This is a genomic window from Gordonia sp. NPDC003424 (assembly GCF_053588655.1).
The window spans coordinates 1-24,526 of sequence record NZ_JBSFQJ010000012.1; the positions used below are offsets into that span (position 1 = coordinate 1).

Annotated in this window: 22 protein-coding genes; 8 read left to right on the top strand and 14 right to left on the bottom strand. The window is 66.5% G+C overall.

Annotation, left to right across the window (positions count from 1 at the left end):
- Positions 1-374, bottom strand: a 374-nt coding sequence (locus ACWDTI_RS17510; protein WP_449739383.1) for a hypothetical protein, incomplete at its 3' end; no start/stop codon positions are given.
- A 562-nt stretch (positions 375-936) separates the two neighbouring features.
- On the opposite strand from ACWDTI_RS17510, the gene ACWDTI_RS17515 reads away from it, so the two are divergent.
- Entirely contained in the window at positions 937-2,604 is a 1,668-nt protein-coding gene (locus ACWDTI_RS17515) for a DNA repair helicase XPB (protein WP_449739492.1), read from the top strand.
- 8 nt (positions 2,605-2,612) lie between these two features.
- On the opposite strand, the gene ACWDTI_RS17520 is transcribed toward ACWDTI_RS17515, so the two are convergent.
- The gene (locus ACWDTI_RS17520; RefSeq protein WP_449739384.1) at positions 2,613-3,173 is read right to left on the bottom strand and encodes a hypothetical protein; all 561 of its coding nucleotides are present in this window, start codon (positions 3,171-3,173) and stop codon (positions 2,613-2,615) included.
- 103 nt (positions 3,174-3,276) lie between these two features.
- A complete protein-coding gene (locus ACWDTI_RS17525; RefSeq protein WP_449739385.1) occupies positions 3,277-4,452 on the bottom strand; it encodes an LppU/SCO3897 family protein in 1,176 nt (391 codons plus the stop codon).
- A gap of 59 nt (positions 4,453-4,511) precedes the next feature.
- Between ACWDTI_RS17525 and ACWDTI_RS17530 the strand changes: the two genes are divergently transcribed.
- Positions 4,512-5,666 (top strand): pyridoxal phosphate-dependent aminotransferase, encoded by a 1,155-nt coding sequence (locus ACWDTI_RS17530; protein WP_449739386.1) that lies wholly within the window; start codon positions 4,512-4,514, stop codon positions 5,664-5,666.
- Positions 5,667-5,829: 163 nt separating this feature from the next.
- On the opposite strand, the gene ACWDTI_RS17535 is transcribed toward ACWDTI_RS17530, so the two are convergent.
- A complete protein-coding gene (locus tag ACWDTI_RS17535; RefSeq protein WP_449739387.1) occupies positions 5,830-6,486 on the bottom strand; it encodes a TetR/AcrR family transcriptional regulator in 657 nt (218 codons plus the stop codon).
- Positions 6,487-6,575: 89 nt separating this feature from the next.
- On the opposite strand from ACWDTI_RS17535, the gene ACWDTI_RS17540 reads away from it, so the two are divergent.
- Positions 6,576-7,559: an LLM class F420-dependent oxidoreductase gene (locus ACWDTI_RS17540; protein WP_449739388.1), complete on the top strand. Its 984-nt coding sequence runs from the start codon at positions 6,576-6,578 to the stop codon at positions 7,557-7,559.
- A gap of 5 nt (positions 7,560-7,564) precedes the next feature.
- On the opposite strand, the gene ACWDTI_RS17545 is transcribed toward ACWDTI_RS17540, so the two are convergent.
- Positions 7,565-9,154: a GMC oxidoreductase gene (locus ACWDTI_RS17545; RefSeq protein ID WP_449739389.1), complete on the bottom strand. Its 1,590-nt coding sequence runs from the start codon at positions 9,152-9,154 to the stop codon at positions 7,565-7,567.
- 192 nt (positions 9,155-9,346) lie between these two features.
- Between ACWDTI_RS17545 and ACWDTI_RS17550 the strand changes: the two genes are divergently transcribed.
- Positions 9,347-10,192, top strand: coding sequence for a 3-hydroxybutyryl-CoA dehydrogenase (locus ACWDTI_RS17550; RefSeq protein WP_449739390.1), 846 nt, complete (start codon positions 9,347-9,349; stop codon positions 10,190-10,192).
- A gap of 22 nt (positions 10,193-10,214) precedes the next feature.
- Here ACWDTI_RS17550 and ACWDTI_RS17555 read toward each other — a convergent pair whose 3' ends face one another.
- Positions 10,215-10,838, bottom strand: coding sequence for a TetR family transcriptional regulator (locus tag ACWDTI_RS17555; protein ID WP_449739391.1), 624 nt, complete (start codon positions 10,836-10,838; stop codon positions 10,215-10,217).
- A 46-nt stretch (positions 10,839-10,884) separates the two neighbouring features.
- Positions 10,885-13,122, bottom strand: a complete 2,238-nt coding sequence (locus tag ACWDTI_RS17560) for an MMPL family transporter (protein ID WP_449739392.1) — start codon at positions 13,120-13,122, stop codon at positions 10,885-10,887.
- 171 nt (positions 13,123-13,293) lie between these two features.
- Here ACWDTI_RS17560 and ACWDTI_RS17565 point away from each other — a divergent pair, with 171 nt between their 5' ends.
- Together ACWDTI_RS17565 and ACWDTI_RS17570 are read left to right on the top strand one after the other, a co-directional pair.
- A complete protein-coding gene (locus tag ACWDTI_RS17565) occupies positions 13,294-13,917 on the top strand; it encodes an alpha-ketoglutarate-dependent dioxygenase AlkB (protein WP_449739393.1) in 624 nt (207 codons plus the stop codon).
- A gap of 74 nt (positions 13,918-13,991) precedes the next feature.
- Positions 13,992-14,525, top strand: a complete 534-nt coding sequence (locus tag ACWDTI_RS17570) for a hypothetical protein (RefSeq protein ID WP_449739394.1) — start codon at positions 13,992-13,994, stop codon at positions 14,523-14,525.
- A gap of 14 nt (positions 14,526-14,539) precedes the next feature.
- Here ACWDTI_RS17570 and ACWDTI_RS17575 read toward each other — a convergent pair whose 3' ends face one another.
- The 7 genes from ACWDTI_RS17575 to ACWDTI_RS17605 form a co-directional block, all read right to left on the bottom strand.
- Positions 14,540-15,433: an oxidoreductase gene (locus tag ACWDTI_RS17575; RefSeq protein ID WP_449739493.1), complete on the bottom strand. Its 894-nt coding sequence runs from the start codon at positions 15,431-15,433 to the stop codon at positions 14,540-14,542.
- Between the two features lie 35 nt (positions 15,434-15,468).
- Positions 15,469-17,256, bottom strand: a complete 1,788-nt coding sequence (locus tag ACWDTI_RS17580) for an adenylate/guanylate cyclase domain-containing protein (RefSeq protein ID WP_449739395.1) — start codon at positions 17,254-17,256, stop codon at positions 15,469-15,471.
- A 108-nt stretch (positions 17,257-17,364) separates the two neighbouring features.
- Positions 17,365-17,916: a YceI family protein gene (locus tag ACWDTI_RS17585; protein WP_449739396.1), complete on the bottom strand. Its 552-nt coding sequence runs from the start codon at positions 17,914-17,916 to the stop codon at positions 17,365-17,367.
- Positions 17,917-18,031: 115 nt separating this feature from the next.
- Positions 18,032-18,559: an NUDIX hydrolase gene (locus ACWDTI_RS17590; RefSeq protein ID WP_449739494.1), complete on the bottom strand. Its 528-nt coding sequence runs from the start codon at positions 18,557-18,559 to the stop codon at positions 18,032-18,034.
- A 74-nt stretch (positions 18,560-18,633) separates the two neighbouring features.
- Positions 18,634-19,683, bottom strand: coding sequence for a hypothetical protein (locus ACWDTI_RS17595; protein WP_449739495.1), 1,050 nt, complete (start codon positions 19,681-19,683; stop codon positions 18,634-18,636).
- 127 nt (positions 19,684-19,810) lie between these two features.
- Positions 19,811-20,575 carry a 3-hydroxybutyrate dehydrogenase gene (locus tag ACWDTI_RS17600; protein ID WP_449739496.1) on the bottom strand — a complete coding sequence of 255 codons (765 nt, stop codon included), beginning with the start codon at positions 20,573-20,575 and terminating at the stop codon, positions 19,811-19,813.
- Between the two features lie 80 nt (positions 20,576-20,655).
- A complete protein-coding gene (locus ACWDTI_RS17605; RefSeq protein WP_449739397.1) occupies positions 20,656-22,053 on the bottom strand; it encodes an MFS transporter in 1,398 nt (465 codons plus the stop codon).
- A 118-nt stretch (positions 22,054-22,171) separates the two neighbouring features.
- On the opposite strand from ACWDTI_RS17605, the gene ACWDTI_RS17610 reads away from it, so the two are divergent.
- Together ACWDTI_RS17610 and ACWDTI_RS17615 are read left to right on the top strand one after the other, a co-directional pair.
- Positions 22,172-23,083: a LysR family transcriptional regulator gene (locus ACWDTI_RS17610; protein ID WP_449739398.1), complete on the top strand. Its 912-nt coding sequence runs from the start codon at positions 22,172-22,174 to the stop codon at positions 23,081-23,083.
- A 404-nt stretch (positions 23,084-23,487) separates the two neighbouring features.
- Positions 23,488-24,426 carry a cytochrome c oxidase assembly protein gene (locus ACWDTI_RS17615; RefSeq protein ID WP_449739399.1) on the top strand — a complete coding sequence of 313 codons (939 nt, stop codon included), beginning with the start codon at positions 23,488-23,490 and terminating at the stop codon, positions 24,424-24,426.
- The last annotated feature ends 100 nt before the right edge of the window (positions 24,427-24,526 follow it).

Below are 24,526 nucleotides of genomic sequence, written 5' to 3' on the forward strand. Positions count from 1 at the left end.
GGCCGACCCGCCTGGGTCCCGGGCTCCTGCTGGTACTGCTGCAAGAGCCCGATAGCTTTTCCCAACGCGGAGTTCCCCGCCTCGAGCAGCTCGATCCGTTCCCGCAACGTGGCGACCTCGGCGGCGTGAGCACGCTCGGCTGCGGCCAGGTCCTTCTCCGCGGCGATCGCCCGCCGCGCGGCATGCGCACCGCCACCCTGGCGCGGGACCAGGCCCCGGCTCAGATCGCCCGACAAATACGCCTTGCGCCACTTCTTGATCTGATAACCGCTGAACGGCTTGTCAGCCACCCAGGGCCCCTTCTGCCCATGCGGCAACGCCAAGTACTCCTCGACGTACTCGGTCATCTCCTCAACCGTGAATCCCGGTGACATCCTCGTGTGCTCCATTTTCTATCAGGAGTGACTCACACCAAGTATGGCAATTACCGCTGCGCGGTCGAGTGGGCGCTATTTCCCGTCCAGTGGGCGCCCTGCGCCGTCGAGTGCGCGTCGTTCCCCGTTCGGTGGGCGTCGTTCCCCGTCCAGTGGGCGTCATTCCCCATTCAGTGGGCGGCGTGCCCGTTCGGTGGGCGTTGTTCCCGTCCGGTGGGCGGCGTGCCCGTCTAGTGGGCACTTTCCCCCGTCCGTAGGCGTCGCACTGTCAACGCCGAAGGGCGCACTGTCAACGCCGAAGGGCGCACTGTCGACAGCCGGCGGCGCCCACTCGACGGCGGAGCACGCCCAGTCGACGGCGGAGGACGCCCAGCCGACGGCGGACGGCGCCCAGCCGACGGCGGAGGACGCCCAGTCGACAGCCGGCGGCGCCCACTCGACGGCGGAGCACGCCCAGTCGACGGCGGAGGACGCCCAGCCGACGGCGGACGGCGCCCAGTGGGCGGTGGCGGGTGACGTGCCCCGCTCGACGCCGCTTGCACCGATCTGGACAATGGATCGGGTGACCAATGGACCCCTGATCGTGCAATCGGACAAGACACTGCTGCTCGAGGTGGATCACCCCGATGCGGCGGCCGCGCGCGCGGCGATCGCACCGTTCGCCGAGCTCGAGCGGGCCCCGGAGCACATGCACACCTACCGGGTGACACCGCTGGCGCTGTGGAATGCCCGTGCGGCCGGCCACGACGCCGAGCAAGTGGTCGATGCCCTGGTCACGTACTCGCGGTACGCCGTGCCGCAGCCGCTGTTGATGGACATCGTCGACACCATGGGACGGTTCGGCCGACTGCAGCTAGTGAAGCATCCAGCGCACGGCCTGACACTGATCAGTCTCGACCGCGCGGTGCTCGAGGAGATCCTGCGGAACAAGAAGGTCGCGCCGATGCTGGGCGCGCGGATCGACGACGACACGGTGATCGTGCACCCGTCGGAACGGGGACGGCTCAAGCAGATCCTGCTGAAGGTGGGGTGGCCCGCCGAGGACCTCGCCGGCTACGTCGACGGCGAGGCGCATCCGATCGACCTGGACCAGACCGACTGGCACCTGCGCGACTATCAGCAGTTCGCCGCCGACTCGTTCTGGGCGGGCGGCTCCGGCGTGGTGGTGCTGCCATGCGGCGCGGGCAAGACGATGGTGGGTGCCGCGGCGATGGCCAAGGCACGGGCCACCACCCTGATCCTGGTCACCAACACCGTCGCGGGCCGCCAGTGGAAGCGCGAACTAATCGCGCGGACGTCGTTGACCGAGGAGGAGATCGGCGAATACTCGGGCGAACGCAAGGAGATTCGCCCGGTGACGATTGCCACCTATCAGGTGATGACCCGAAAGTCGAAGGGCGAGTACAAGAATCTCGATCTCTTCGACTCCCGCGACTGGGGTCTGATCATCTACGACGAGGTGCATCTGTTGCCGGCGCCGGTGTTCCGGATGACCGCGGACCTGCAGTCCCGCCGGCGCCTCGGCCTCACCGCCACCCTGGTCCGCGAGGACGGCCGCGAAGGCGACGTGTTCAGCCTCATCGGCCCGAAACGCTACGACGCGCCGTGGAAGGACATCGAGGCGCAGGGCTGGATCGCGCCGGCCGACTGCATCGAGGTGCGGGTCACCCTGACCGAGGAGGAGCGACTGCAGTATGCCGTCGCCGAACCGGACGAGAAGTACAAGCTGTGTTCGACGGCGCACACCAAGGTCAACGTCGTGAAGTCGATCTTGGCCCGCCACAAGGATTCCCCGACCCTCGTCATCGGGGCCTACATCGACCAGCTCGAGGAGCTCGGGCGGGAACTCGACGCGCCGGTGATCCAGGGCGCCACGAAGAACAAGGACCGCGAGGCGTTGTTCGACAGGTTCCGGTCCGGCGAGGTCCAGACCCTGGTGGTGTCGAAAGTGGCGAACTTCTCGATCGACCTGCCCGAGGCATCGGTGGCGGTGCAGGTGTCCGGAACCTTCGGTTCGCGACAGGAGGAAGCCCAGCGTCTCGGTCGGCTACTGCGCCCGAAACATGATGGCGGACAGGCTCATTTCTATTCGGTGGTGTCCCGGGACACACTCGACGCGGACTACGCCGCCCATCGTCAGCGGTTCCTCGCCGAACAGGGATATGCCTACCGGATCACCGACGCCGACGATCTGTTGGGGCCGGCGATCGGCGAGGAGTCGGCGGGCTGACGGCCCGGTCAGCCCTGGCTGACCTTCTGCACACAGTATGCGTGCGGCTCGGGCAGCGGTAGGTCCACGGCGAGTTCCTTCTCCGGGCAGGTGGCCGACCCCGCGGTGCTCGACGTCACCCGGTAGATGACGGTCCCCTTGGTCGGCGTCGCCGAGCAGTCGACCTCGCGGTAGTCGACGATCGTCGCGCCTTCCCCCGCGGGCACCTGATAGCACTTGCCCTCGGCGAAATTCGGTGCCATACAGATCTTTTCGGATTCACCGTCGAAGCTCAGGGACGAGAAGTTCTCCGACGTGCACTGCTCGCCCGTCGGCACGGTTCCGACGACCGTGAAGGTCAGCCCGCTGACATCACACTCGGTCTTCGTCGCGACGACCTTGCCGTCCTTGTCGGTCTTGTCCCCGATCTGCAGGCATTCCCCGGACTTGACATCGGAGGGACTCTTGATCGCATTGCTGTCGCCGCCGACGGAAACCTCCGCGTGACATCCGCTGAACAACAGCAGGACCACGGCGGCGAACAACGTGAGTACGGCGGGGGACAGAACGCGCGACGTTGATCCGGTCATGCGAGCTAGATTAGGGCATTGCCGCGACATTTGTCCCAATCGTTCGGTACGCAAAAGTGTTTGGGCGTTCGACCAACCGGAACCGAGTGGCCGAACCGCGACATCACGTGGCGCCGGTCTCGGTCAGGCAGTATCCGAGGGGTTGCGGCAGGGTGAAGTACACCTCGTACTGCCCGCTCTCGCACATCGGTTCGCCGGCCGTGCGGGTTGCGACGCGGAGCACTCGGGTGTCGGTGTCCGCCGTCGACGTGCACGCCACTTCTCGGAAGTCCGCGAGATGTCGAGTCGTCCCGCCCGGCACCGAGTAGCACTTGTCGGCGACCATGTTCGGCACCAGACACAGCTGTTCGCCGGTGCGTTCACCGTCGCGCAGCCAGTAGAGCCGTGAGTAGTCCTCGTTCGGGCAACCCGCGCCGTTGTCGATCTTCGTCGCCACGTAGAAGGTGAACTGCGCCGACGAGCAGTCGGTCTTGATCGGGCGGATGTCGTCGTCGCCCGTCGAGGTGATGCGGACGCAGTCGCCGATCGCGACGTCGCCGGTTTCGGTGACGTCGTCGCGATGTGCGAACACGGCGAGCACCACGAATCCCATGATCGCGACGCCGGCCACCACCACGACGGCACCCAGGGCGATCCACAGCCAGAGCAGGTTCGACTTCTTCGGCGGCGGCGTCGGATAACCGCCCGTCGGGTAGGGGCCGTTGGGCGGTGGGTACGGCGCGGCCCCTGGATACGGCTGCGCTCCGGGATATGGCTGCGCTCCGGGAGTGGGCTGCGCTTCGGGATACGGCTGCGCTCCGGGATATGGCTGCTCTCCCGGAGTTGGCTGCCCACCTGGATATAGCTGCGCACCGGAATATGGCTGCGCACCGGGATATGACTGGGCGCCCGGATACGGTTGCCCCCCCGGAGAGGGATATGCCTCGGGGTTCGGTTGCCCGGCATACCAGGGATCGGGCTGCGGCTGACCGTACTGCGGCTGACCAGGCTGGGGCGAACCCGGCGGCTGACCAGTCGAGGGCGAACCCGGCTGCGGCGAACCGTACTGCGGCGAACCGTACTGCGGCTGACCGGGCTGCGGCTGACCGGGCTGCGGCTGACCGGGCTGCGGCTGACCGGGCTGCGGCTGACCGGGCTGCGGCTGACCGGGCTGCGGCTGACCGTACTGGGGCGAACCCGCCTCCGGCTGATCCGGCTCGGGCCGACCATGCTGCGGCTGACCAGGCTGCGGCGAACCCGGCGGCTGACCCGGCGGAGGCGGACCCGGTGGCGTCGTCATGGTGGCCGATCGTACGCCGGACTCCGACGTCACTCACCCGATGTGTCAGCCTGGATGTCATGCGCACCGTGTCCCGACTCCGGCCATTCGGCACCACGATCTTCGCCGAGATGTCGGCGCTGGCGGTCACCCACGACGCCGTCAATCTCGGGCAGGGCTTCCCCGACGCCGACGGCCCGGCATCGATGCTGACCGCCGCCCAGGAGGCGATCGCCCAGGGACACAATCAGTATCCGCCCGGCCTCGGCGTCCCCGAACTGCGTGCCGCCGTGGCCCGCCACCAGCGCGACCACTACGACCTCGAATACGACCCCGACACCGAAATCCTGATCACCGTCGGCGCCACGGAGGCCATCGCGGGGGCGATCGTCGGACTCGTGGAGCCGGGTCGCGAGGTGGTGATGATCGAGCCGTACTACGACTCCTACGCGGCAACGGTGGCGATGGCGGGCGGTGTCCGTCGCACCGTTCCGTTGATCCCCGACGGCGACGGATTCCGCCTTGATCGGACCCGCCTCGCCGAGGTCGTCGGGCCGTCGACAACCGCGATCCTGGTCAACTCGCCGCACAACCCGACCGGAACCGTGCTGTCCGACGACGATCTCGCCGAGATCGCCCGCCTGTGCATCGAGCACGACGTGATCGCGGTGACCGACGAGGTCTACGAGCACCTCCTCTTCGACGGTCGAGAGCACCATCCGCTGGCCACCCTCCCCGGCATGCGGGAGCGGACCCTTCGAATCTCCAGCGCGGCCAAGACATTCAACTGCACCGGCTGGAAGGTCGGCTGGATCAGCGGTCCGGCCGAACTCGTCGCGGCCGCCCGGGCGGCCAAACAGTTCATGAGCTATGTGGGTTCCGGGCCGTTCCAGCCCGCCGTCGCGCATGCCCTCGACACCGAGATGCCATGGGTGCGTGAGTCTGCTGCCGGACTCGAAGCCAAACGGGACCTGCTCACCACCGCACTCGCCGACGCCGGTTTCACCGTACATCGCAGCGAGGCAACGTATTTCATATGCGCGGACCCACGACCGCTGGGCTACGACGACGGCGAGAAATTCTGCCGGATGCTGCCGGAGCAGATCGGGGTCGCCGCGGTGCCGGTCAGCGCATTCGTCGACGACCGCGAACCCTGGCGCCACCTGGTGCGTTTCGCGTTCGCCAAGCACGACGACGTGATTGCCGAAGCGGCACAACGTCTTCGACGTCTCTAGGGCATGTCTCTCAATTCCACTGCGAGGGATTGGCGGAATCGTGGTTTCTCTGGCAAGGCGGAGGAGGGAGCGACAGCGGCAGCTATCGTGACGACAACGCCGCCAGAGGGACAACGAGCCGCCAAGACCCGCAAAGGGAATTGGGAGACATGCCCTGGTACCCCTACGATCCGCCCGACGGCGCTGTCACCGGGGCCAGCCACAATCCGACCAGCGCGTCGACCAGATAGGTGCCGACGTCGCGCCACGACGGCCCACCCTGGTCGGACCCACGCTCCGCGCAGACGAGCTCGAAGTCCGCGAGGGTGAGCACAATGATGCTGCGCGTCATGCCATCTCGCGCTTCGCGGACTGGATCGGGTAGTTCGGGCAGCGCCGCGTACATACCGGTGAGGACAGCGACAAGCGAGTCCGAGCCGCCCGCGGCGGCGTACAGGATGTCACGCAGGACGGGGTCGGTGACGATCTGGGCGCAGAAGCGCCCGAAGTAGGTGGGCGACCCCAGAGACGCGAAGTACTCGGTCTGCGGATAGACGAGGGCGCCGATCCATTCGCGGATCCCGGCATCGGGCCCGAGTTCGTCGAGTATCCGCCGGCGGATGGGTTCGATGGCCGCGTTGTGCCGGTCAAGAATCGCGCGGATCACCTCGGGTCGCCCACCGAAGTGATACCCGACGGCGAAGTTGTTGCCCTGACCTGCGGCCTCACTGATCTGCCGGTTCGACACCGACGCCACCCCGCGTTCGGCGTAGAGGCGCTCCGCAGTGTCGAGGATGCGCACCCGGGTCATCACGACCTGCTCGTTGCGGACCCTGACCATCCTCGCCGACACTCCTACTCCATGCCGGCTCCCGAACCCGGCCGACCGTTGTCCACTGTACTGATCCACGATTCGCGTAGCGTGAACCCATGCGATTCGGTCTGTTCATTCCGCAGGGCTGGCGTCTCGATCTGACCGGTATCGCGCCGGCCGACCAGTGGTCGGTGATGTCGTCGCTGGCCTCGGCGGCCGACGACACCGGGTGGGACTCGATCTGGGTCTACGACCATTTCCACACCGTGCCGATGCCCACCGACGAGGCCACCCACGAAGCCTGGACACTGGTGTCGGCATTCGCGGCGACCACCTCGCGCGTCGACATCGGCCAGATGTGCACCGCGATGAGTTACCGCAACCCGATGTATCTCGCGAAGGTCGCCGCGACCGCCGACCTGATCTCCGGCGGTCGCGTGCAGATGGGTATCGGCGGTGGCTGGTACGAACACGAATGGCGTGCCTACGGTTACGGATTTCCCTCGGCGGGTGTTCGACTCGGCCGCCTCGACGAGGGTGTGCAGATCATGAAGCAGGCATGGGAAACCGGGCGAGCGACATTGGCGGGCAAGCACTATCAGGTCGATGATGCGATCTGCGCACCGCAGCCGGCGGCCGGTCGCATCCCCCTGTGGATCGCCGGTGGCGGCGAGCGCAAGACGCTGCGGATCGCGGCGCAATACGCCGACTACACCAACTTCGACGGCACGCCCGACGGTTTCGCCCACAAATCGTCGGTGCTGCAACAGCATTGCGCAGATCTGGGCCGCGATTTCGACACCATTGTCCGGTCGGCGAACTACAACGTCGTGCTCGGCGAGACCGAGGCCGACGTGGAGCGGCAACTCGTCGCGCTCGAGACGCGGCTGGCGTCGTTCGTCGACCCGGCCGCCGCGAAAGCCTCGATGGGCGCCTTCCGCGGCATGCCTGCGGTCGGGACACCCACGCAGGTCATCGAGAACCTCACGACGCTCGCCGCGGCCGGAATGTCATACGGCATCTTCTATTTCCCCGACATCGCCCACGACCGCAGCGGCCTCGACCTGTTCGCCCGCGAGGTCATGCCCGCACTGCGCTGAGGAGTTCAGATGACGGTGCCGACGTCGCGGGCGACGAGGTTGTCGAGCGCCCGTTCCGCGACGGCCGCGATGGTCATCGACGGATTGCACGCCGCGGTGTTGCCGGGGATGAGCGCACCGTCGAGCACATACAGGCCGCGCTGGTCGTGCACGCGGCCGTCGAGATCGCAGACGGTGCCCATGCACGCGCCGCCGAGTCCGTGCCAGGTGGAGTTGAGCAAGGCGTTGGAGTCGCTCAGCACGCCCGTGGGCCCGGCGATCGCCCGGGCGGTCGGCCCGATTCCCCGACTCTGGATGTGCGCGTCACCGCCCTTGGGCCAGAACAGTTTCGCGTCGCCGAGGGTGGGGTCGTAGGCGAAGTGTCCGCGGGAGTCGCTGACCCCGTAGCCGACCATCATCGTGCTGTGCGGGTCGAGGGACAGCGACGGGATGGACGCCTGGATGACGGTGTGCGCCAACGCCGGATCCGACCAGTTCAGGCTGCCATAGACGACCGGGCCACCTTGGGTCGCGCCGAAACCACCGTCGGGGTGCGACCACACGTAGATCCGGTCGGCGTTGGTCCCCCACCCGCGCCCGACGCCGTCGGGCATGTCGCGGAGGAAGCCGCGCGCCACCGAGCGCACCAACAGCTTCGTGGTGTTGATGCTGCCGGCCGCCATGATCAGCGACTTGGTGTGCAGCAGTTTGTGTTCCAGCACGCGCCCGGTGTCGTCGATCCGCTCGGTGTGCACGATCCACCGCCCATCGCGGCCGCGTTCCACATCGGTGACCTGGTGGTGGGTGCGGACGTCGACCCGTCCGGTGCGCTCGGCCTGCCTGATGTAGGTGACGTCGACGGAATGCTTGCCGCCGTTGTTGACTCCGATCGCGCAGTCGCCGTTGGTGTACGACGGCTTCATCGCCCCGCGCAGCTCGGCGAGCGCGTAGTTCCAGTCGATCGGCATGGGGATCTTCGACACGGGCCGTCCGGCAGCGCGCGCGTTTCGGGCGAAGGTCCGCGCCGCAAGGTAGTTCGGGCTCCTGACGAGTGCGTCGGGTGCCGTCTGCAATCCGAGCATCCGGGCCACCCTTGGATAGTGGACCCGGTTCATCAGGCCCCAGTCAAGCCGTTCCGGCAGATGCGAGTTGAACACCGCCTCTGACGGCTGCAGCGACATACCTTGGTAGACCAGCGAACCGCCGCCGAGCCCGGCGGCGCACATCGCGGTCATGTTCTCCCCACCGACCGCCTCGAACAGACCGACATACGGATCGAAAGCCGCTGGGCGCCCGAAGAATTGCGGACTCGACCGATACCACAGCACACGCTTGTCGGGTGTCATCGCGTGCGGGAAGGTCTCCGCGTCGGGTCCGGTCGCCCATCGCCGCCCCCGCTCGAGCAGTGTCACCGGCACACCGGCCTGCGCGAGTCGCAGTGCGGCCACCCCACCGCCGAAGCCCGATCCGACGACGACCACCCGGTGGTCCTCGCGTGTCAGTCGAATCCGCGTGGCGGGCTCGGCCTGTGCGCCGCCGATCCGCGGCGCTGTCAGCGCGGTGACACCGGCCGCAGCCACCCCGGCCAGAAATGAACGACGTCCGAATTCAGCCATTACTCCCCCTTGTGTGACCCCGACCCCCGATGGAGCCCCCCTGCGGCTCCGGTCACCCACTAAACACGACTCAGTCATCTGACTCAACAGTTCGAGGGAAAGTGTCCGGAAGGGCCTGCTCACACGCCCGGACCCCGCAGCCCGATAAGTTGTCTTCATCGACTTCAAATCTGGACACGGGAGAAGAACTTCATGACACTGCTGGGAGTGGTCGGCGGCGGCACGATGGGTGCCGGTATCGCCGAGGTTGCCTCGCGAGCGGGCGACGACGTCCTCATCCTGGAACGCGACCAGGCCTCCGCCGACGCCGCACGCGCACGGATCGAGAAGTCCCTCGGGCGCGGCGCCGCGAAGGGCAAGATCACCGAGGAGCAGGCCTCCGACGCGATCGCGAATGTCCGCACCACCACCTCGATCGACGATTTTCACGATCGCGCCCTGGTCATCGAGGCGCTGCCGGAGATCGAGACGCTTAAGGTGAAGTTCTTCGAGGAGCTCGATCGGGTGACCTCCAAGGATGCGATCCTGGCGACCAACACGTCGTCGATCCCGATCATCCGGATCGCCAAGAACGTCGCCGATCCGTCGCGCGTGGTCGGCGTGCACTTCTTCAATCCCGTGCCGGTGATGCCGCTCGTCGAGATCATCGCCAGCCTTGCGAGTTCTCCCGCGGCGATCGAGAAGGTCACCACATACGCGCGCGATCACCTCGGCAAGCGCACGATCGCGGCGGGTGACCGCGGTGGATTCATCGTCAACGCGCTCCTGATCCCGTACCTGGTCAGCGCCATCCGCATGTACGAGAGCGGTTACGCGACGAAGGAAGACATCGACGCCGGGATGATCAACGGCTGCGCACACCCGATGGGTCCGCTCACGTTGTCGGACACCGTGGGCCTCGACATCGTGCTCGACGTGTCCGAGTCGCTCTATCAGGAGTTCCGCGAGCCGCACCTCGCGCCGCCGCCGCTGCTGCAGCGCATGGTCGAGGCGGGCTACCTCGGCAAGAAGACCGGCAAGGGCTTCTACGACTACTGACCGACGACACGGCGCGGTGGCGTCAGAGTGGCAGCCCTTGCTCCAGGAGGTCGAAGGCGTCGAGCAGCGTGTCGAGCAACTCCTCGTCCGCGTCGCCGTCGACCGCCTGCGCGGCCAGGTGGAACATCACGCCGCCGGCCGCCGCCATGAAGACCCGCAGGCGCGGACTGGCGGGGTCCAGTCCGAGGTATTCCGCGATGAAACCGCTCATCTCGGAGATCGCCGCGTCCGCCTCGACCTGATGCGCGACGCGTAGCGCCGGCTCGTTCATGATGAGCCGCAACCGTTCCGGACTACTCGCCCACGGATCGTCGACGACGAGCCCGATCACGTCGGAAACCAGTCGGCGCAGCAGATCGAAGCGACCCAGGCCCGGCGGGATCGCCGCAAAGATCTCTGTCCGCTCGTCGTCGAGTCCGTCGTCGAGGACGACCTGTTCCTTGGATGTGAAGTAACGGAAGAATGTCGTGTGCGAGACCTCGGCCGCCCGTGCGATCTGTTCGACAGTGGTGTGGGTGTAGCCCTGGTCGGCGAAGAGCGCCATGGCCGCCTCGCGGATCGTGGAGCGCGTGCGGATCTTGTTCCGCTCGCGCAAACCGATCCGGCGCCCCTGATCCGTAGTCCGGGACGTCGTCGGTGTCGCCATGGCGCTCAACCCTTCTCGGCTATGGCAAGCCGGCTCGGCCGGTGAGTCAACGGCCGGCACTCACCTGCTCGCGCGTGCCGCCGTCGGCTGCGGACGGCGCCAGACCCCGGTCGCGGACCGCGCTGCCTTCGATGTCGAAGTCCGGCACCAGTCGATCCAACCACTTCGGCAGGCCCCAGGCACGATCTCCGAGCAATGCGATGATGCCCGGCACCACCATCATGCGGATGATGAAGGCGTCGAAGAAGACCGCGATCGCGAGTGCGAAACCGAGCATCTTGGAGGTGGTGTCCGGCGACAGCATGAACGCCGCGAACACACTGATCATGATGATCGCCGCCGATGTCACCACCCGCGCACCGTGTCGATAGCCGGCGATGATGGCGTCTGTTGCCGACATGCCGTGGATGTACTCCTCGCGCATGCGGGTCACCAGAAAGACCTGATAGTCCATCGCCAGACCGAACACGACGCCGATCAGGAAGATCGGCAGGAACGACAGGATCGGCTGGGTGTTGTCGATCAGGCCGAGCGCGCCCTCCTGGAAGATCAGCACGGTCATGCCGAAGGTCGCGAGCACCGAGAAGATGAAGCCCACCGTGCCTATCAGCGGCACCCAGATCGACCGGAACACCGCGATCATGATCAGGAACGCCAGACCGACGACCACCACCAGGTACGGGATGAGGGCCTTGTCCAGTTTCGCCGACAGATCCGACATGATCGCCGTCTGACCGCCGACGTGCAGTTCGACACCCGACCGCTGTGCGATCGGCGCGAAGCCGCGGATCTGCTCCATCAGCTCGTGGGTCGCGGGGGCCGACGGCGCGCTGGTCGGGGTGACCGAGATGAGCGCGGTGTCGGCATCGGTGTTCGGCTGCGCCTTCCCGTTACCGATCCAGTTCAGGGTGTCGGCGTTGGCAACATCGTCAAGCGTCTTGATGTGCGACACGGTCGCATCCGCGGCCGCGGTGACATCGCCGTTCTCGGTGTGCAGCACGACCAGCAGGGGGCCGTTGATACCCTCGCCGAAGCCTCGCTGCAGCAGCGACTGGGCCGGCGCCTCGTCGTCGCCGGTCATCGACATCCCCAGTTCGAGCTTCGACACGGGAATGGCTGCCAGCACGAGCACCAACAGCCCGCCGATGATGAACGGCAACGGTCGCTTCACCACCGTCCGCCCGACCTTCACGCCCACTGTGTCGGCGGTGTCGGATTCCTCCGCGTGCTTGATCCACGGGATACGCGGGCGGAAGGCGAAGCGTCCGACCGCGCCGAGCAGCGCCGGTATCAGGGTGAGCGCGGCAAGCACTGCCATCACGACCGCCACCGCGGCACCCATCCCCATCTGCGTGATGAGGGGGATGCCGATCACCATCAGCGCGACCACCGCGATGACGACGGTCAGACCGGCGAACACGACGGCCGAACCGGCAGTGCCGACCGCACGTCCGGCCGCGTCGGCGGCGGCGCCGCCTCGCTTGGCTTCGGTGCGATAGCGGGACACGATGAACAGCGCGTAGTCGATCGACACGGCGATGCCGAGCATCGTGACGATCCCAGTGGCGGTTTCGTTGATGCTGAGGAATTCCGCCGACAGGGTCAACAGCATGATGGTCAACATCACGCCCACGATTCCGGTGATGAGCGGAATGAAGGCCGCGATCAGGGCACCGAAGGCCACGATCATCACCACGAACGCGACCGCGAAGCCGATCAGTTCGGCCGTGCCACCGGCCTCCCTGACTTGCATCAGCGAGCCGGTCGCCTCGACCTGCAGACCCCCGCCCCGATGCTTGGCGAGAATGTCGGTGAGCTGCTCTTTCTGGTCGACGGTCAGATCCGTGATCTCGGTGTTCTGCCGGACCTGGATGAGACCCACCTGCCCACCGTCACCGAGCACCGCAGCCGACATCGCCGGCCGTGCCTGCGCCACGGCCACCGGGTTGGCGATCGTCGTGGCATCGTTCACGTCGGGCAGCTTCTGGAGGTCCTCGACCAGTGCATCGATCTGGGCGGAGTGTGCGGCGAGACCGTCGTCGGCGGCCACCAGCACGCTGGTCGACGCCCGCTCCTGCTGCTTCATCACGTCCGGGAAGTGCTCCTGGACCTGCTCGGTCGCGATACCGGAGTCGGTGCCCGGGAGGCTGAAATCCTTCGCGAACTTCGGGCTGAGCGCACCCACCAGCCCACCGACGGTCAGCGCGGCGATCAGCCAGACGGCGATGACCCACCACTTGTGGCGGAAGGAGAACCTTCCCACTCGAAACAGAAACGACGCCATCGCGATCTACCCTCCGCAGAAAGTGTTAGTGACTACCATTTGTTACTTGATAACAGAATCCTCGTCCGGGCGCCACGAACTCCAAGGTCACCGTGACGCAACTCGCGCGATGCCGTTGGTCGGGTATGCACTATCGAACATTTGTTCGTATTCTGAGGTACGCTTGGTGTCATGTCCGCAGGCATCCAGTCGTCCCTGTTCGACCAGTCGGACACCGTCACGATCGGGCCGCTCGACGAGATGGTCCGCCGGGAACTCTCCGACGGTGCCTGGGTCGACCTCCTGCCGGGCTGGATCCGGGGGTCACAAACCCTGTTCGACCGACTCCGTACCGACGTCGCGTGGCGGGCCGAGCGCCGGCAGATGTACGACCGAGTCGTCGATGTGCCGCGACTCGTCGCCATCTATCACCAGGCGTGCGACTTCCCCGATCAAGCGCTGGCCACCGCCCGTGATCGGCTGAGCGCCCACTATCGCGACGAGTTGCCGGGCGGGTTCGCCACCGCCGGTCTGTGTCTCTACCGCGACGGCGCCGACAGCGTCGCCTGGCACGGGGACCGGATCGGGCGCGGGAACACCGAGGACACGATGGTCGCGATCGCCTCGCTCGGGTCTCCACGACCACTTCTACTGCGGCCACGCGGCGGCGGACCGTCGCTGCGTTTCGTCGTGGGCCCCGGCGACCTCCTCGTGATGGGTGGCAGCTGTCAACGCACCTGGGAGCACGCGGTACCCAAGACCCTCGGCGTCGGGGCGCGGATCAGCGTGCAGTTCCGCCCGCTCGGCGTTTGGTGATTCGGGCCGACAGCGCGGCCCATGCTTTAATCAAATCGTTATCAAAGCCCCGGGGTCGAGGACGAAAGAGAATCATGAAACGCACGTCCATTGCTGCTGTCCTATTGAGCGCGGCGGCCATCGCCGCTGTCGCCGCACCCGCGTCCGCCGGCCCGCTCGGTGACCTGTTCGGGAGTTCGGGCAGCGCCGATTCGGGTAGCTCGGACCTGCTCGATTCGGGCAGTGCGGCGCTCGGGTCGTCGAGTGACAAGCCGAAGCACTACGGCAAGCTCGGTCGCGCCGACGCACCCAACGGGGTGAAGTCGATCAACACCTGGGTCTACGCACCCAATGCGCAGCCGACCAGCACGAACACCTATCCGAAGAACTCCCAGCTCGGCGTGCGCTGGAACTCGACTATCGACTCCGGACCGGTGGTCGACGGCAACGAATGCAAGATCGAGGTCCGTATCAGCGGACCGAAGATCCCGGCCAAGGCGCAGGTCTTCAAGACCGAGGACTGCACATCGGTCAAGTCGTACATGCTGCGCACACCCGGCTCCTATGCGATCAGCGTCACGGACCTCATCTCGGGCGCGTCGAACTCGATCACCTTCGACGTCGCGTAGGTCGTCGGAAGGTTTCAGACCTCGAACGGGATGCCGCTGAGTTTCTCCGATGCGGTCCACAACCCGCCGCGGATCGCGACGTCGTCGGCCCGCTTGTGGTAACCGGAAACGCCGGGCGCCCCACGCATGCCGAAGAGTTCCGTCGGACCGTAGAACGTGCCGTTGGTCGCGTCGGGTGAGGTCGCCGCGTAGAGGGTCGGCAGCGCGCCGGAGGCGGCGGACTGGACGACCGGCAGCTTGTTCATCAGGCGCATGAACACGTCCTGGACCGACTCGGTCCGGCCCTGCAATTCTGTCGCGGCATAACCGGGATGCGCGATCATCGAGGTCGTCGTCGAGCCGGCTTCCGTCAGGCGTGCGGCAAGTTCCTTGCCGAACATCAGGTTGGCCATCTTGGAATCGCCGTAGGCCTGCCACCGCCGATAGCGGCGCTTCTCCCAGTTCAGGTCGCCGAGGTCGATGCGGCCGAGCTGATGCATGCCCGACGACAAGGTGACGACCCGATCGGCGATGCGATCGAGAACGAGTGCCGTCAACGCGAAATGACCGAGATGATTGGTGCCCATCTGCATTTCGAAGCCTTGTGCGGTGCGGCGCAGCGGGATCGCCATCACCCCGGCGTTGTTGACGAGCACATCGGCACCGGAGAATCCGTCGGCGAATCGACGCACCGAGTCGAGGTCGGCGAGATCGAGCTGCGCGACGGTGGCCGCCGACCCGATCTCACCGGCGACCGCGTCGGCCTTGGCCGTGTTGCGGCACGCGAGAGTCACCTGCGCACCGGCCCGTGCCAGCGCCTTGGCGGTTTCCGCGCCGAGACCGCTGTTCGCCCCGGTCACGACGAACCTGCGTCCCGCCTGGTCGGGAATGTCGCCCGTTGACCAGCCCATCGTCTGTCCCCCAATCATCGAAGTCACTTGCCGTCACGCTATTGACGGACACCTCACCCGTCAACGGGACGGCCGTCGGTGCCGGAGACCGGGAATGGCGGCCGGATCAGGCCGGCCACCCCGGCGCGTGCCGGCCGGAGGAGCCCCGCAACCATGTCGCCGACCGTGGTCCGTGAATCGGGGCGTCCGGCGAGCTCGACGGGCACGTACACGTCGGTGGGCGTGTTGCGCCCGCGCAGGACCCGCGACCCCACCGACTGCCAGCTCTGCGACTCATCGCCGCATTCGGCGATCGCGCTTCCGCTGGCCAGCACCGGAACCTTGGCCGTCTTGGCCATCTCCGAGAGCCGGGCACATTCGTTGACCGGGTCCCCGATGACCGTGTACTCGTATCGTTGTTCGGCACCGACATTCCCGGCAAATGACATCCCGAACGACACCCCGATGCCCCAGCGGACAGGCAGCTCCTCGAGGCGAGCAGCGAGTTCTCGCGCGGCGGCCAGCGCGGCGCCGGCGGGTTGATCGATCGCCACGGGCGCGCCGAAGACCGCCAGCGCGGCGTCACCCTCGAACTTGTTGACGAAGCCTCCGTGGCTGTCGACCACGTCGGCGACGACGGTGAAGAATCCGTTGAGCAGCTCCACGGTGTCTTGCGGATCCTGCTGCGCGGCGATCGAGGTGGAGCCGATGATGTCGACGAACAGGACGCCGACCTCGGTGTTCGTGCCGTGCATCCCTACGCCGTGGCTCAGGGCGAGTTCGGCGACGGTGTCGCCGACGTGTCGGGCGAAGAGCTCGCGCATGCGTTCCCGCTCGTCGAGGCCCGTCACCATCTCGTTGAAGCCGTTTTGCAGCACCCCGAGTTCCGATGAGTCGTAGACGTCGACATGGGTGGTCAGGTCGCCTTGCTGAACCTTCTGCACCGCGTGCCGCAGCTCGGTGAGCGGATCGATCACGGCTTGCCCGACCAGCGCGATCACCCGGGCGCCGGTGGCCAGACCCACCATCGCGAGGACCACCGCGGCCCAGTCGATGGCGCCGGCGACCGGCGGCAGCAACCCCGACCAGCGGCCGATGTTGAGGATCAGGAGTCCGGCCATCGGGACGGCGGTGCTGACCGCCCAAACCGCGATCATCCGTCCTCGGACACCGTGCATGACATGGGTGGCCGGGTTGTCCTGCAGCGCGATGATCGACAGCGGCCGGGCAAATCGTTCGGCGAACAGATACGACATGCACCCGATGGTGAGTCCGGCCATGGCGAAGGCCACGGCGACACCCAGCACCACCGGCAGCGTGAAGCTGGCCACGCTGATGATGCTGAGCAGCGCGTACCCGACCACGGCGGCGAGCCACGCGCCGACGGTGACAGCGGCCTGCGTCATGGGAATTCGCTGGACCGAGCGTCGTCGTGCGTGATCGGCCGGGGCGCCGCTGACGAACCACTCCAGCTGCGGTCGGATCGCGAGCAGGGCGAAGAGGACATTGAGGATCAGGCCGAACACGATGGCGATGACCATGGCGGGGAAGTTCGGCGCCCCTACCGTCGTCTCCCGGGTGAGCTGTCCGCCGTTGTAGGCGAGTTGGACCAGGAGGAAGGTCTCAACGCCCACCAGCCCACTGCTGCTGAAGATCGCCGTCCCGGCGACAACGGTGGCGCGGCGCGCCAGCCGGATCCGCTCCTCGCGGCCGATATCCGCCCATTCCTTGAGTGTCGGCGGACGCTCGATCCCCCACACCCGTGCGGAGAAACGACGACGTGCCCGCGACCACTGCTCGTGGTCGGCGATTCCACCCGCGCCGAACCGGCGTTGCGGTCGCACCTGGTGCCTTTCTGCCATCGTTGTTGTCTTCCGAGATTACTCAACGAGACCGCAGACACCAGAAAAACCGAGGTCACACGACGGATTCGTGTGACCTCGGTTATGTCCTGATCGCGGATCAGTTCATCAGGCCGCTGCCTGGCCCGCCTCGATCTCGAGGGTGATGGTGACCTTGTCACCGACGACGACGCCGCCGCCCTCGAGAGGCATCTCGATGTCGATGCCGAAGTCCTTGCGGTTGATGACGGTGGTGGCCTCGAAGCCGGCGACCGGGCCGTGGCCCATGCCCGGGTTCACACCGTTGAACTCGAGGGCGAGCTCGACCGACTTGGTGACGCCCTTGAGGGTGAAGTCGCCGGTGAGGACGTAGTCGTCGCCCTTCGGCGCCACACCGGTGGACACGAACGTCGCCTTCGGGAACTTCTCGGCGTCGAAGAAGTCGGCGGACTTGATGTGGCCGTCACGCTGCGCGTTCTTGGTGTTGATCGAGGTCACGTCGATCTCGGCCTGCACCGACGGGGTGCCGTCCTCGGCGACGGTGATGGTGCCACTGAAGGTGTCGAAGGTGCCGCGCACCTTGGAGACCATGAGGTGCTTGACGGAGAAGTTGACGGCCGAGTGGACGGTGTCGATGGTCCAGGTGCCGGCGGCGATGGGTGCGGAGACTGCGGTGGTCATGTCGGGATTCCTCCAGTGAACGTGATCGGGTTGTCGGTCTGGCTGGTGGGCCTGCTTGACCCATCGACAGTGTAAACGGACCACGGTCCGATTCCATTCCCGAACTTCGGAATTTTTATTTCCAGGCGAAAACCGGCTGCTCGAGGCCGTCGACGCGCGTCTGCCGGTCCTGCAGGATGACCTCGGCGAACTGATAGATGACCGCAGCGGTCGGCGCATGCACCAGGGCTCCGACGATGGGGAGTTGGATCACCGGGCGCGGCGACTCCGGGATCGTCAGGAATCGGGGTTCGACGACGAGTTCGTCGAACGTCACGAAGTACAGTTGCGCCACCTCGTCGGGATTCGGGGTGGGTGGGCGGTCGTCGTCGGACCAGCAGATGACCGGCGTCATGACGAAGCCCGACCGGGTCGCGTAGTCGTCGAGGAGTCCGAGCACGGAGTCGGCTGCGAGGTCGATGCCGATCTCCTCGTGGAGTTCGCGCAGGGCCGCGGTCGGTTCGTCCTCACCGGGATCGAGTCGTCCGCCGGGCAGGGCGTACTGGGCGGCGTGGCGGCGCATCGTCGCCGGGCGCTTGCACAGCCAGATGCCCTGACGGCCGTCGCACTCGCTGATGGTGATCGCGACCGCCGCAGCGCTCATCGACGATTCTCGGGGTATCGCTCGTCGATCGAAGGCGTCGAGACGTTCCTGGACGGTGCTGCGCTGGAGTGCGATCACACTCTCAGTTGATCACGGTCATCGGGCGAGCTCAGCGCTGCGGTCCGCCGACCCAGGTGATAGTTGATGATCGCCAGCGCGAACAGGCCGACCGCCAGGTTGGCCAGTGCCCCGAATCCCTCGAGCGCGAAGTCGACGAGCGCATTGCTCAGCGTGCTGACCAGTGCGGCCAGGCGGAGGAGGCGCAACGGCCAGACGCGGGTGGTCTGTTGACGCGCGATCATGCCGGGGAGGGCGAGGGCCAGCGTGATGATGCTGCTGACGAACAGGATCCAGGTCGCCGTCCGGTCACGGCTCAGTTCGAAGTACAACTCGACGTCACCGAGGTCACGGTTGTTGAAGATCCACCCGAGAACGACCACCGTGATCGAGCTCGCGGCGCCGATCACCAGCAGCCAACCCATGACGGTGAGCCAACGGGGACTGCGGAACATGTCCGGGATGAGCCGGGCGATGCGGTGGCGCAGTCGCATCAACCGGTCGGGGCGGTCCTTGCTCGCATCGAGCAGGCTCTGGATCGTCGCGATCGTCGCCGGGTCGCCATCCAGATCCTGCGCGAGAGCGAGCAGCTGGGTGGCTTGTTGCCGTCGCTGCTGCGGCAGGCCGTGCGAGATGCCGTCGGCGGCGATCGTCGCGGCATTCGCTATCGCCTCGGCGACTGTGGGCCTGCGGACGTCACGCACGATCCGGCCGGCCAGCAGGATCAGCACGACGAGGATGTACATGATCTCGGCCGACGGCCCGTAGAAGTAGTCGTTGTCCTTGGTGACGAACTTGCCGACCTCGTCGAGGAACAGGCCGAAACCGATGCCGCCCATGACAACTGCGGCCACCCGCATAGCCGGGCCGAGGAACAGCCACCCGATGAGCAGTGCCAGCATCATCAGCGCGCCGCCGTAGAGCGCGTGTGCGATGTGGAGGTCGCCCCCACCGACCTGCGGATAGCCCGTGAGCTGGAGGTAGCCGCGGGTCACCAGAATGGTGCCGATCGCGAAGACGATGAACCACTCGGCGGACGCGGTGCCGTAGATGCTGCGGATCACCACCGCGGTGGTGCGGGCCTGCCCGGATTCGGTCATGGTCGAAGTATGGTCAGGCGAGCGTGTCGCCCACCCGGATTCGCAGCAATCCACCCGCGACGTCGCACGTCGCGGGTGGATCAGCCGGGTGATGTCAGCGAGCGCTCCAGCCACCGTCCATCGAGTACGACGAGCCGGTCACCATTCCGGCGTCGGCCGACGCGAGCCACGCGACCAGGGAGCCGACCTCGGCGGGCTGGACCAGTCTCTTGATCGCGCTCTCGGTGAGCATGACCTTCTCCACCACCTCGTCCTCGCTGATGTCGTGCACCTTGGCCTGGTCGGCGATCTGGGTGCGTACCAACTCGGTCTCGACATATCCGGGATTCACGCAGTTGCTGGTCACCCCCTTCGACGCACTTTCCAGCGCAACGGTTTTCGAGAGCCCTTCCAGCGCATGCTTGGCCGATACGTATGCCGACTTGTATGCCGATGCCCGCAGCCCGTGTACCGAGGAGATGTTGACGATGCGGCCAAACTCGTTGGCGTACATGTGCGGCAGCGCCGCACGGATCAACAGGAATGGCGCTTCCACCATGAGCCGGTGCATCCGGCGGAAGGTGCCCGGATCGAATTCCTGAATGGGAGAGACGGATTGGATGCCGGCGTTGTTGATCAGGATGTCGACGTCGAGGTGCAGGTCGTCGAGTTCCGTGGTGTCGAGCAGGTCGACGTTCCAGGATTCGCCATTGCATTCTGCGGCAACCTGTTTGGCTGCCACGTCGTCGACGTCGGCGATGATCACGTGGGCACCTCGGTCGGCGAGGGTGCGGGCACAGGCCTCGCCGATCCCGGTGGCGCCGCCGGTGATGAGGGCACGTCGGCCGGTCAGGCTTCCCCGCTGGCCGTGTTCACCCATCCGCTGTCCGTCGTCACCCACCACCCGCTGGTCGAGTATGCCCGGCGACGAAGGAGCCGAGCGCATCGAGACCTCGCGACTCATGCCGGCACCTCCTTACGGTCGGCGCGAGCATCGGTGAGATGCGCTGCGGCATCGGCGGCATCGATGGATTCGAGCGAGATGCCCTTGGTCTCGCGGGCCGCGATGACCGCGATCAGCGTGACCACCGAGGCGGCGGCGAGGTAGATGGCGATCGGGACCGAGGAATCGAACTTGCTCAACAGCGCGGTGGCGATGATCGGGGCGAGCGAGCCGGCGACGATCGAGGTGACCTGATAGCCCAGGGACACACCGGAATACCGCATGCGGGTGGGGAACATCTCGGACATGATCGCGGGCTGGCCGGCGTACATGAAGGCATGGAACACCAGGCCGATGATGATCGCACCCATGATGGCGGCGTAGTTGCCGGTGTGCATGAGCGGGAAGGCGAAGAAGCCCCACAGTCCGGCGGTGACCGCACCGATCGCGTAGACCGGGCGTCGGCCGATGCGGTCAGAAAGCCTGCCGATCAACGGGATCACCGCGAAGTGCACGGCATGGGCGGCGAGCATCCACCACAGGATGTCGGAAGTGTCGGCGTGCACAACGATTTTCAGGTACGTGATGGTGAAGGTGACCACCAGGTAATACATGATGTTCTCGGCGAAGCGCAGGCCCATGGCGGTGAGCACGCCCCGCGGGTACAGCTTGAGGACCTCGATGGCGGAGAACGACGACGACTTGATCTGTTCGGCCTCCTCGGTCGCCTTCACGAAGATCGGCGCGTCGGTGACCTTGGTGCGCACGTAGTAGCCGACGAGCACGATCACCGCCGACAGCCAGAACGCGACACGCCAGCCCCAGCTGAGGAATGCGTCGTCGCTCAGCGTGGTGGTCAGGACGAGCAGCACGACGGTGGCGACGAGGTTGCCGACCGGGACACCGGCCTGCGGCCACGACGCCCAGAAGCCACGCGACTTGTTGGGTGAGTGCTCGGCCACCAGCAGCACTGCGCCGCCCCACTCGCCGCCGACGGCGAAGCCCTGCAGGAAGCGCAACACCACGAGGAGTGCGGGCGCCCAGTAGCCGATCGCGCCGAAGGTCGGCAGACAGCCCATGAGGAACGTGGAGACGCCGACAAGGATCAGGCTGAACTGCAGCAGTTGCTTGCGGCCGTGCTTGTCGCCGAAGTGCCCGAACACGACACCGCCGAGCGGGCGCGCGATGAAGCCGACCGCGTAGGTGATGAAGGCGGCGATGATGGCATCGAATTCGTTGCCGCCGGCCGGGAAGAACAGCTTGCTGAATACCAGTGTTGCGGCGGTGCCGTAGAGGAAGAACTCGTACCACTCGACGACGGTGCCGGCCATCGACGCGGTGACGATCTTCTTCAGGCCTGACGGTTCGTATGTTGCGGAGTCCGATTGCGGAGGGCTCGCAGCATTCGGTGACATGATCTCTCCTGTTTCTCGAGCCTCATGTGAGGCAGGTCACGGCTGTTGTCGAGTATGGATAACCACAAATGCGCACGCAATGCCCGACTTTCCCACCCATATCTGCAAAAATGCAGAAATGGATGCCGGCAAGCTCAACTCAGACGACCTGTTGGTGCTGCTCGCGGTGGGTCGGACCGGCCGTTTCACCACCGCCGCCGACGCTCTGGAGCTCAACCACACCACCGTCGCTCGACGGATCGACTCGTTGGAGAAAGCCTTGGGTGGTCGGGTGCTGTCGCGGGGTGCGGCGGGGTGGGAACTCACCGAACTGGGGCGGCAGTCGTTCGCGGCGGCCGAGCGCATCGAGGAGGCCGTGCAGGGTCTCGCGACCGACGTGGAGGGGTCACCGTCGATCAGCGGGGTGGTGCGGCTGTCCGCGACCGACGGCTTCTCGGCCTACCTGGCGTCACCGGCCGCCGTCGCGGTGCGCCGACGCCATCCCGGGGTCAGCGTGGAGATCGTGACGGCCACCCGGCTGGCGTCACACCACCGGGCCGGGCTCGATATTGAGGTCGTCGTCGGCGAGCCGCACGTCCACCGCGCCGAGGCGATCCGGTTGGCCGATTACCGCCTCGGTTTGTATGCGTCGCGCAGGTACCTGGCCGAGCACCCGGCGCCTTCGTCACCCGCCCAGCTGACGGCGCACCCACTCGTCTACTTCGTCGACTCGATGCTGCAGGTCGACGACCTCGACCTCGCCCGACGACTCGTCCCCCAGATGGCCGAGTCGGTGACGTCGACGAACGTGTTCGTCCACGTCGAGGCCACCCGCGCCCACGCCGGCATCGGCCTGCTCCCCTGCTACATGGCCGACCGCCACGACGACCTCGTCCGCGTCCTGCCCGACGTCGGCGCTCAGCTCACCTACTGGCTTGTGGCCCGCACCGAATCCTTCCGCCGCCCCGAGGTGGCCGCGGTGATCGAGGCGATCCGGGTGCTGGTGGATTCGCGGCGCGATGAGTTGCTGGGCGTCGCGCCGGCCGGATAGCCTTCGCGTCCCACGCCCTCGCCCCGCGCACCCTCTCACCCCTTCGCCGGTCGAGCACGCCCGCGAGTGCATCGCGACCTCCGCCGCCCCGTGCGCCTCGCACCCCCTCGCCGAGCACGCCCGCGAGCGCATCGCGACCTCGCCCCCTCGCCCCGCGCACCCCTCGCCGGTCGAGTAAGCCCGCGAGCGCATCGCGACCTCCGCCCCTCGCCCGCGCACCCCCTCGCCGGTCGAGTAAGCCCGCGAGCGCATCGCACCCCCGCCCCTCGCCCGCGCACCCCCTCGCCGGTCGAGTAAGCCCGCGAGCGCCAGCGAGCGAGCGCATCGAGACCCCGCTGGCCCCACCAATTCCCTTTTGCCCGAATAGTTTCCGACAAACCCGACACGCTCATAGACAGAACACAATGGCACGCATACTGAACCCCGTGACCGCCGTCGACACCCCACTCACCCTGAGCACCGCACTCACCTCGTGGCGCCCGGACCCAGTCACGCTCGGTCTGATCCTGGTGATTGCAATCGGCTACCTCACCGCCTGGCGACGATCATCGGTTCCGAAATACCGCGCAGCGCTGTTCATCCTCCTCGGCTGCGGAGTGTGGTTCCTCAGCGCGTGCAGCTTCATCGGCGTTTACAGCAACGTCCTGTTCTGGGTTCGATCGCTGCAGTTCGTGCTGATCCTTATGGTCGCACCGTTCGGGATGGCGTTGGGAGTGCCGTTCACGGTGATCCGCGACGCCCTGGGTTCTCAAGCGCGCCAACGGTTCAACCAGGCGTTGTCGAGCAGGGCCGCTCGAGTTCTCGCATCCCCGGTGAGTAGCTCGGCGGCATTGCTGGTCACCCCATGGCTGATCTATCTCACTGGCTGGTATCACGCACTGCTCTCCGATGCCGCAGTCGACTTCCTGACGCGAACTCTGTTGATCGCCATAGGTTTCGGCTATTTCTACGCGCGCCTACAGCTCGATCCCATCCCCCGCCGCTATCCGCAAGGCGTCTCGCTGGTCGCGTCGCTAGTCGAGACCATCGGCGACGGCGTCCTCGGTGTCGTGCTCTGGCAAGGGAGTCTCGTCGCCGCGTCGTACTACGAAGCGCTGGGCCGAGATTGGGGCCCGTCGATCCGCACCGATCAAACCATCGGCGCGGGCGTCTTCTGGATTCTCGGCGACCTCGTAGGACTGCCGTTCCTGATGGTGGTGTTTGCACGGTTCCGGGCTGATGAACGGGTGCGTGAAGTTGAGGTGGATGCCGAACTCGAGGCCACACCGACGCCGAACGCCGACGACGCGCCAGCGACACTCTGGTGGCAGAACGATCCGCAGATACGCGACCGATTTCGATAGGACGCGCACGCAGACCACCACCATGGATACCGAGTTGTCGGCCGTATAGTTACGAGCGCGGTCGGTCGGCTACGACCCGATCGACTGTCGCCGAGCGTGA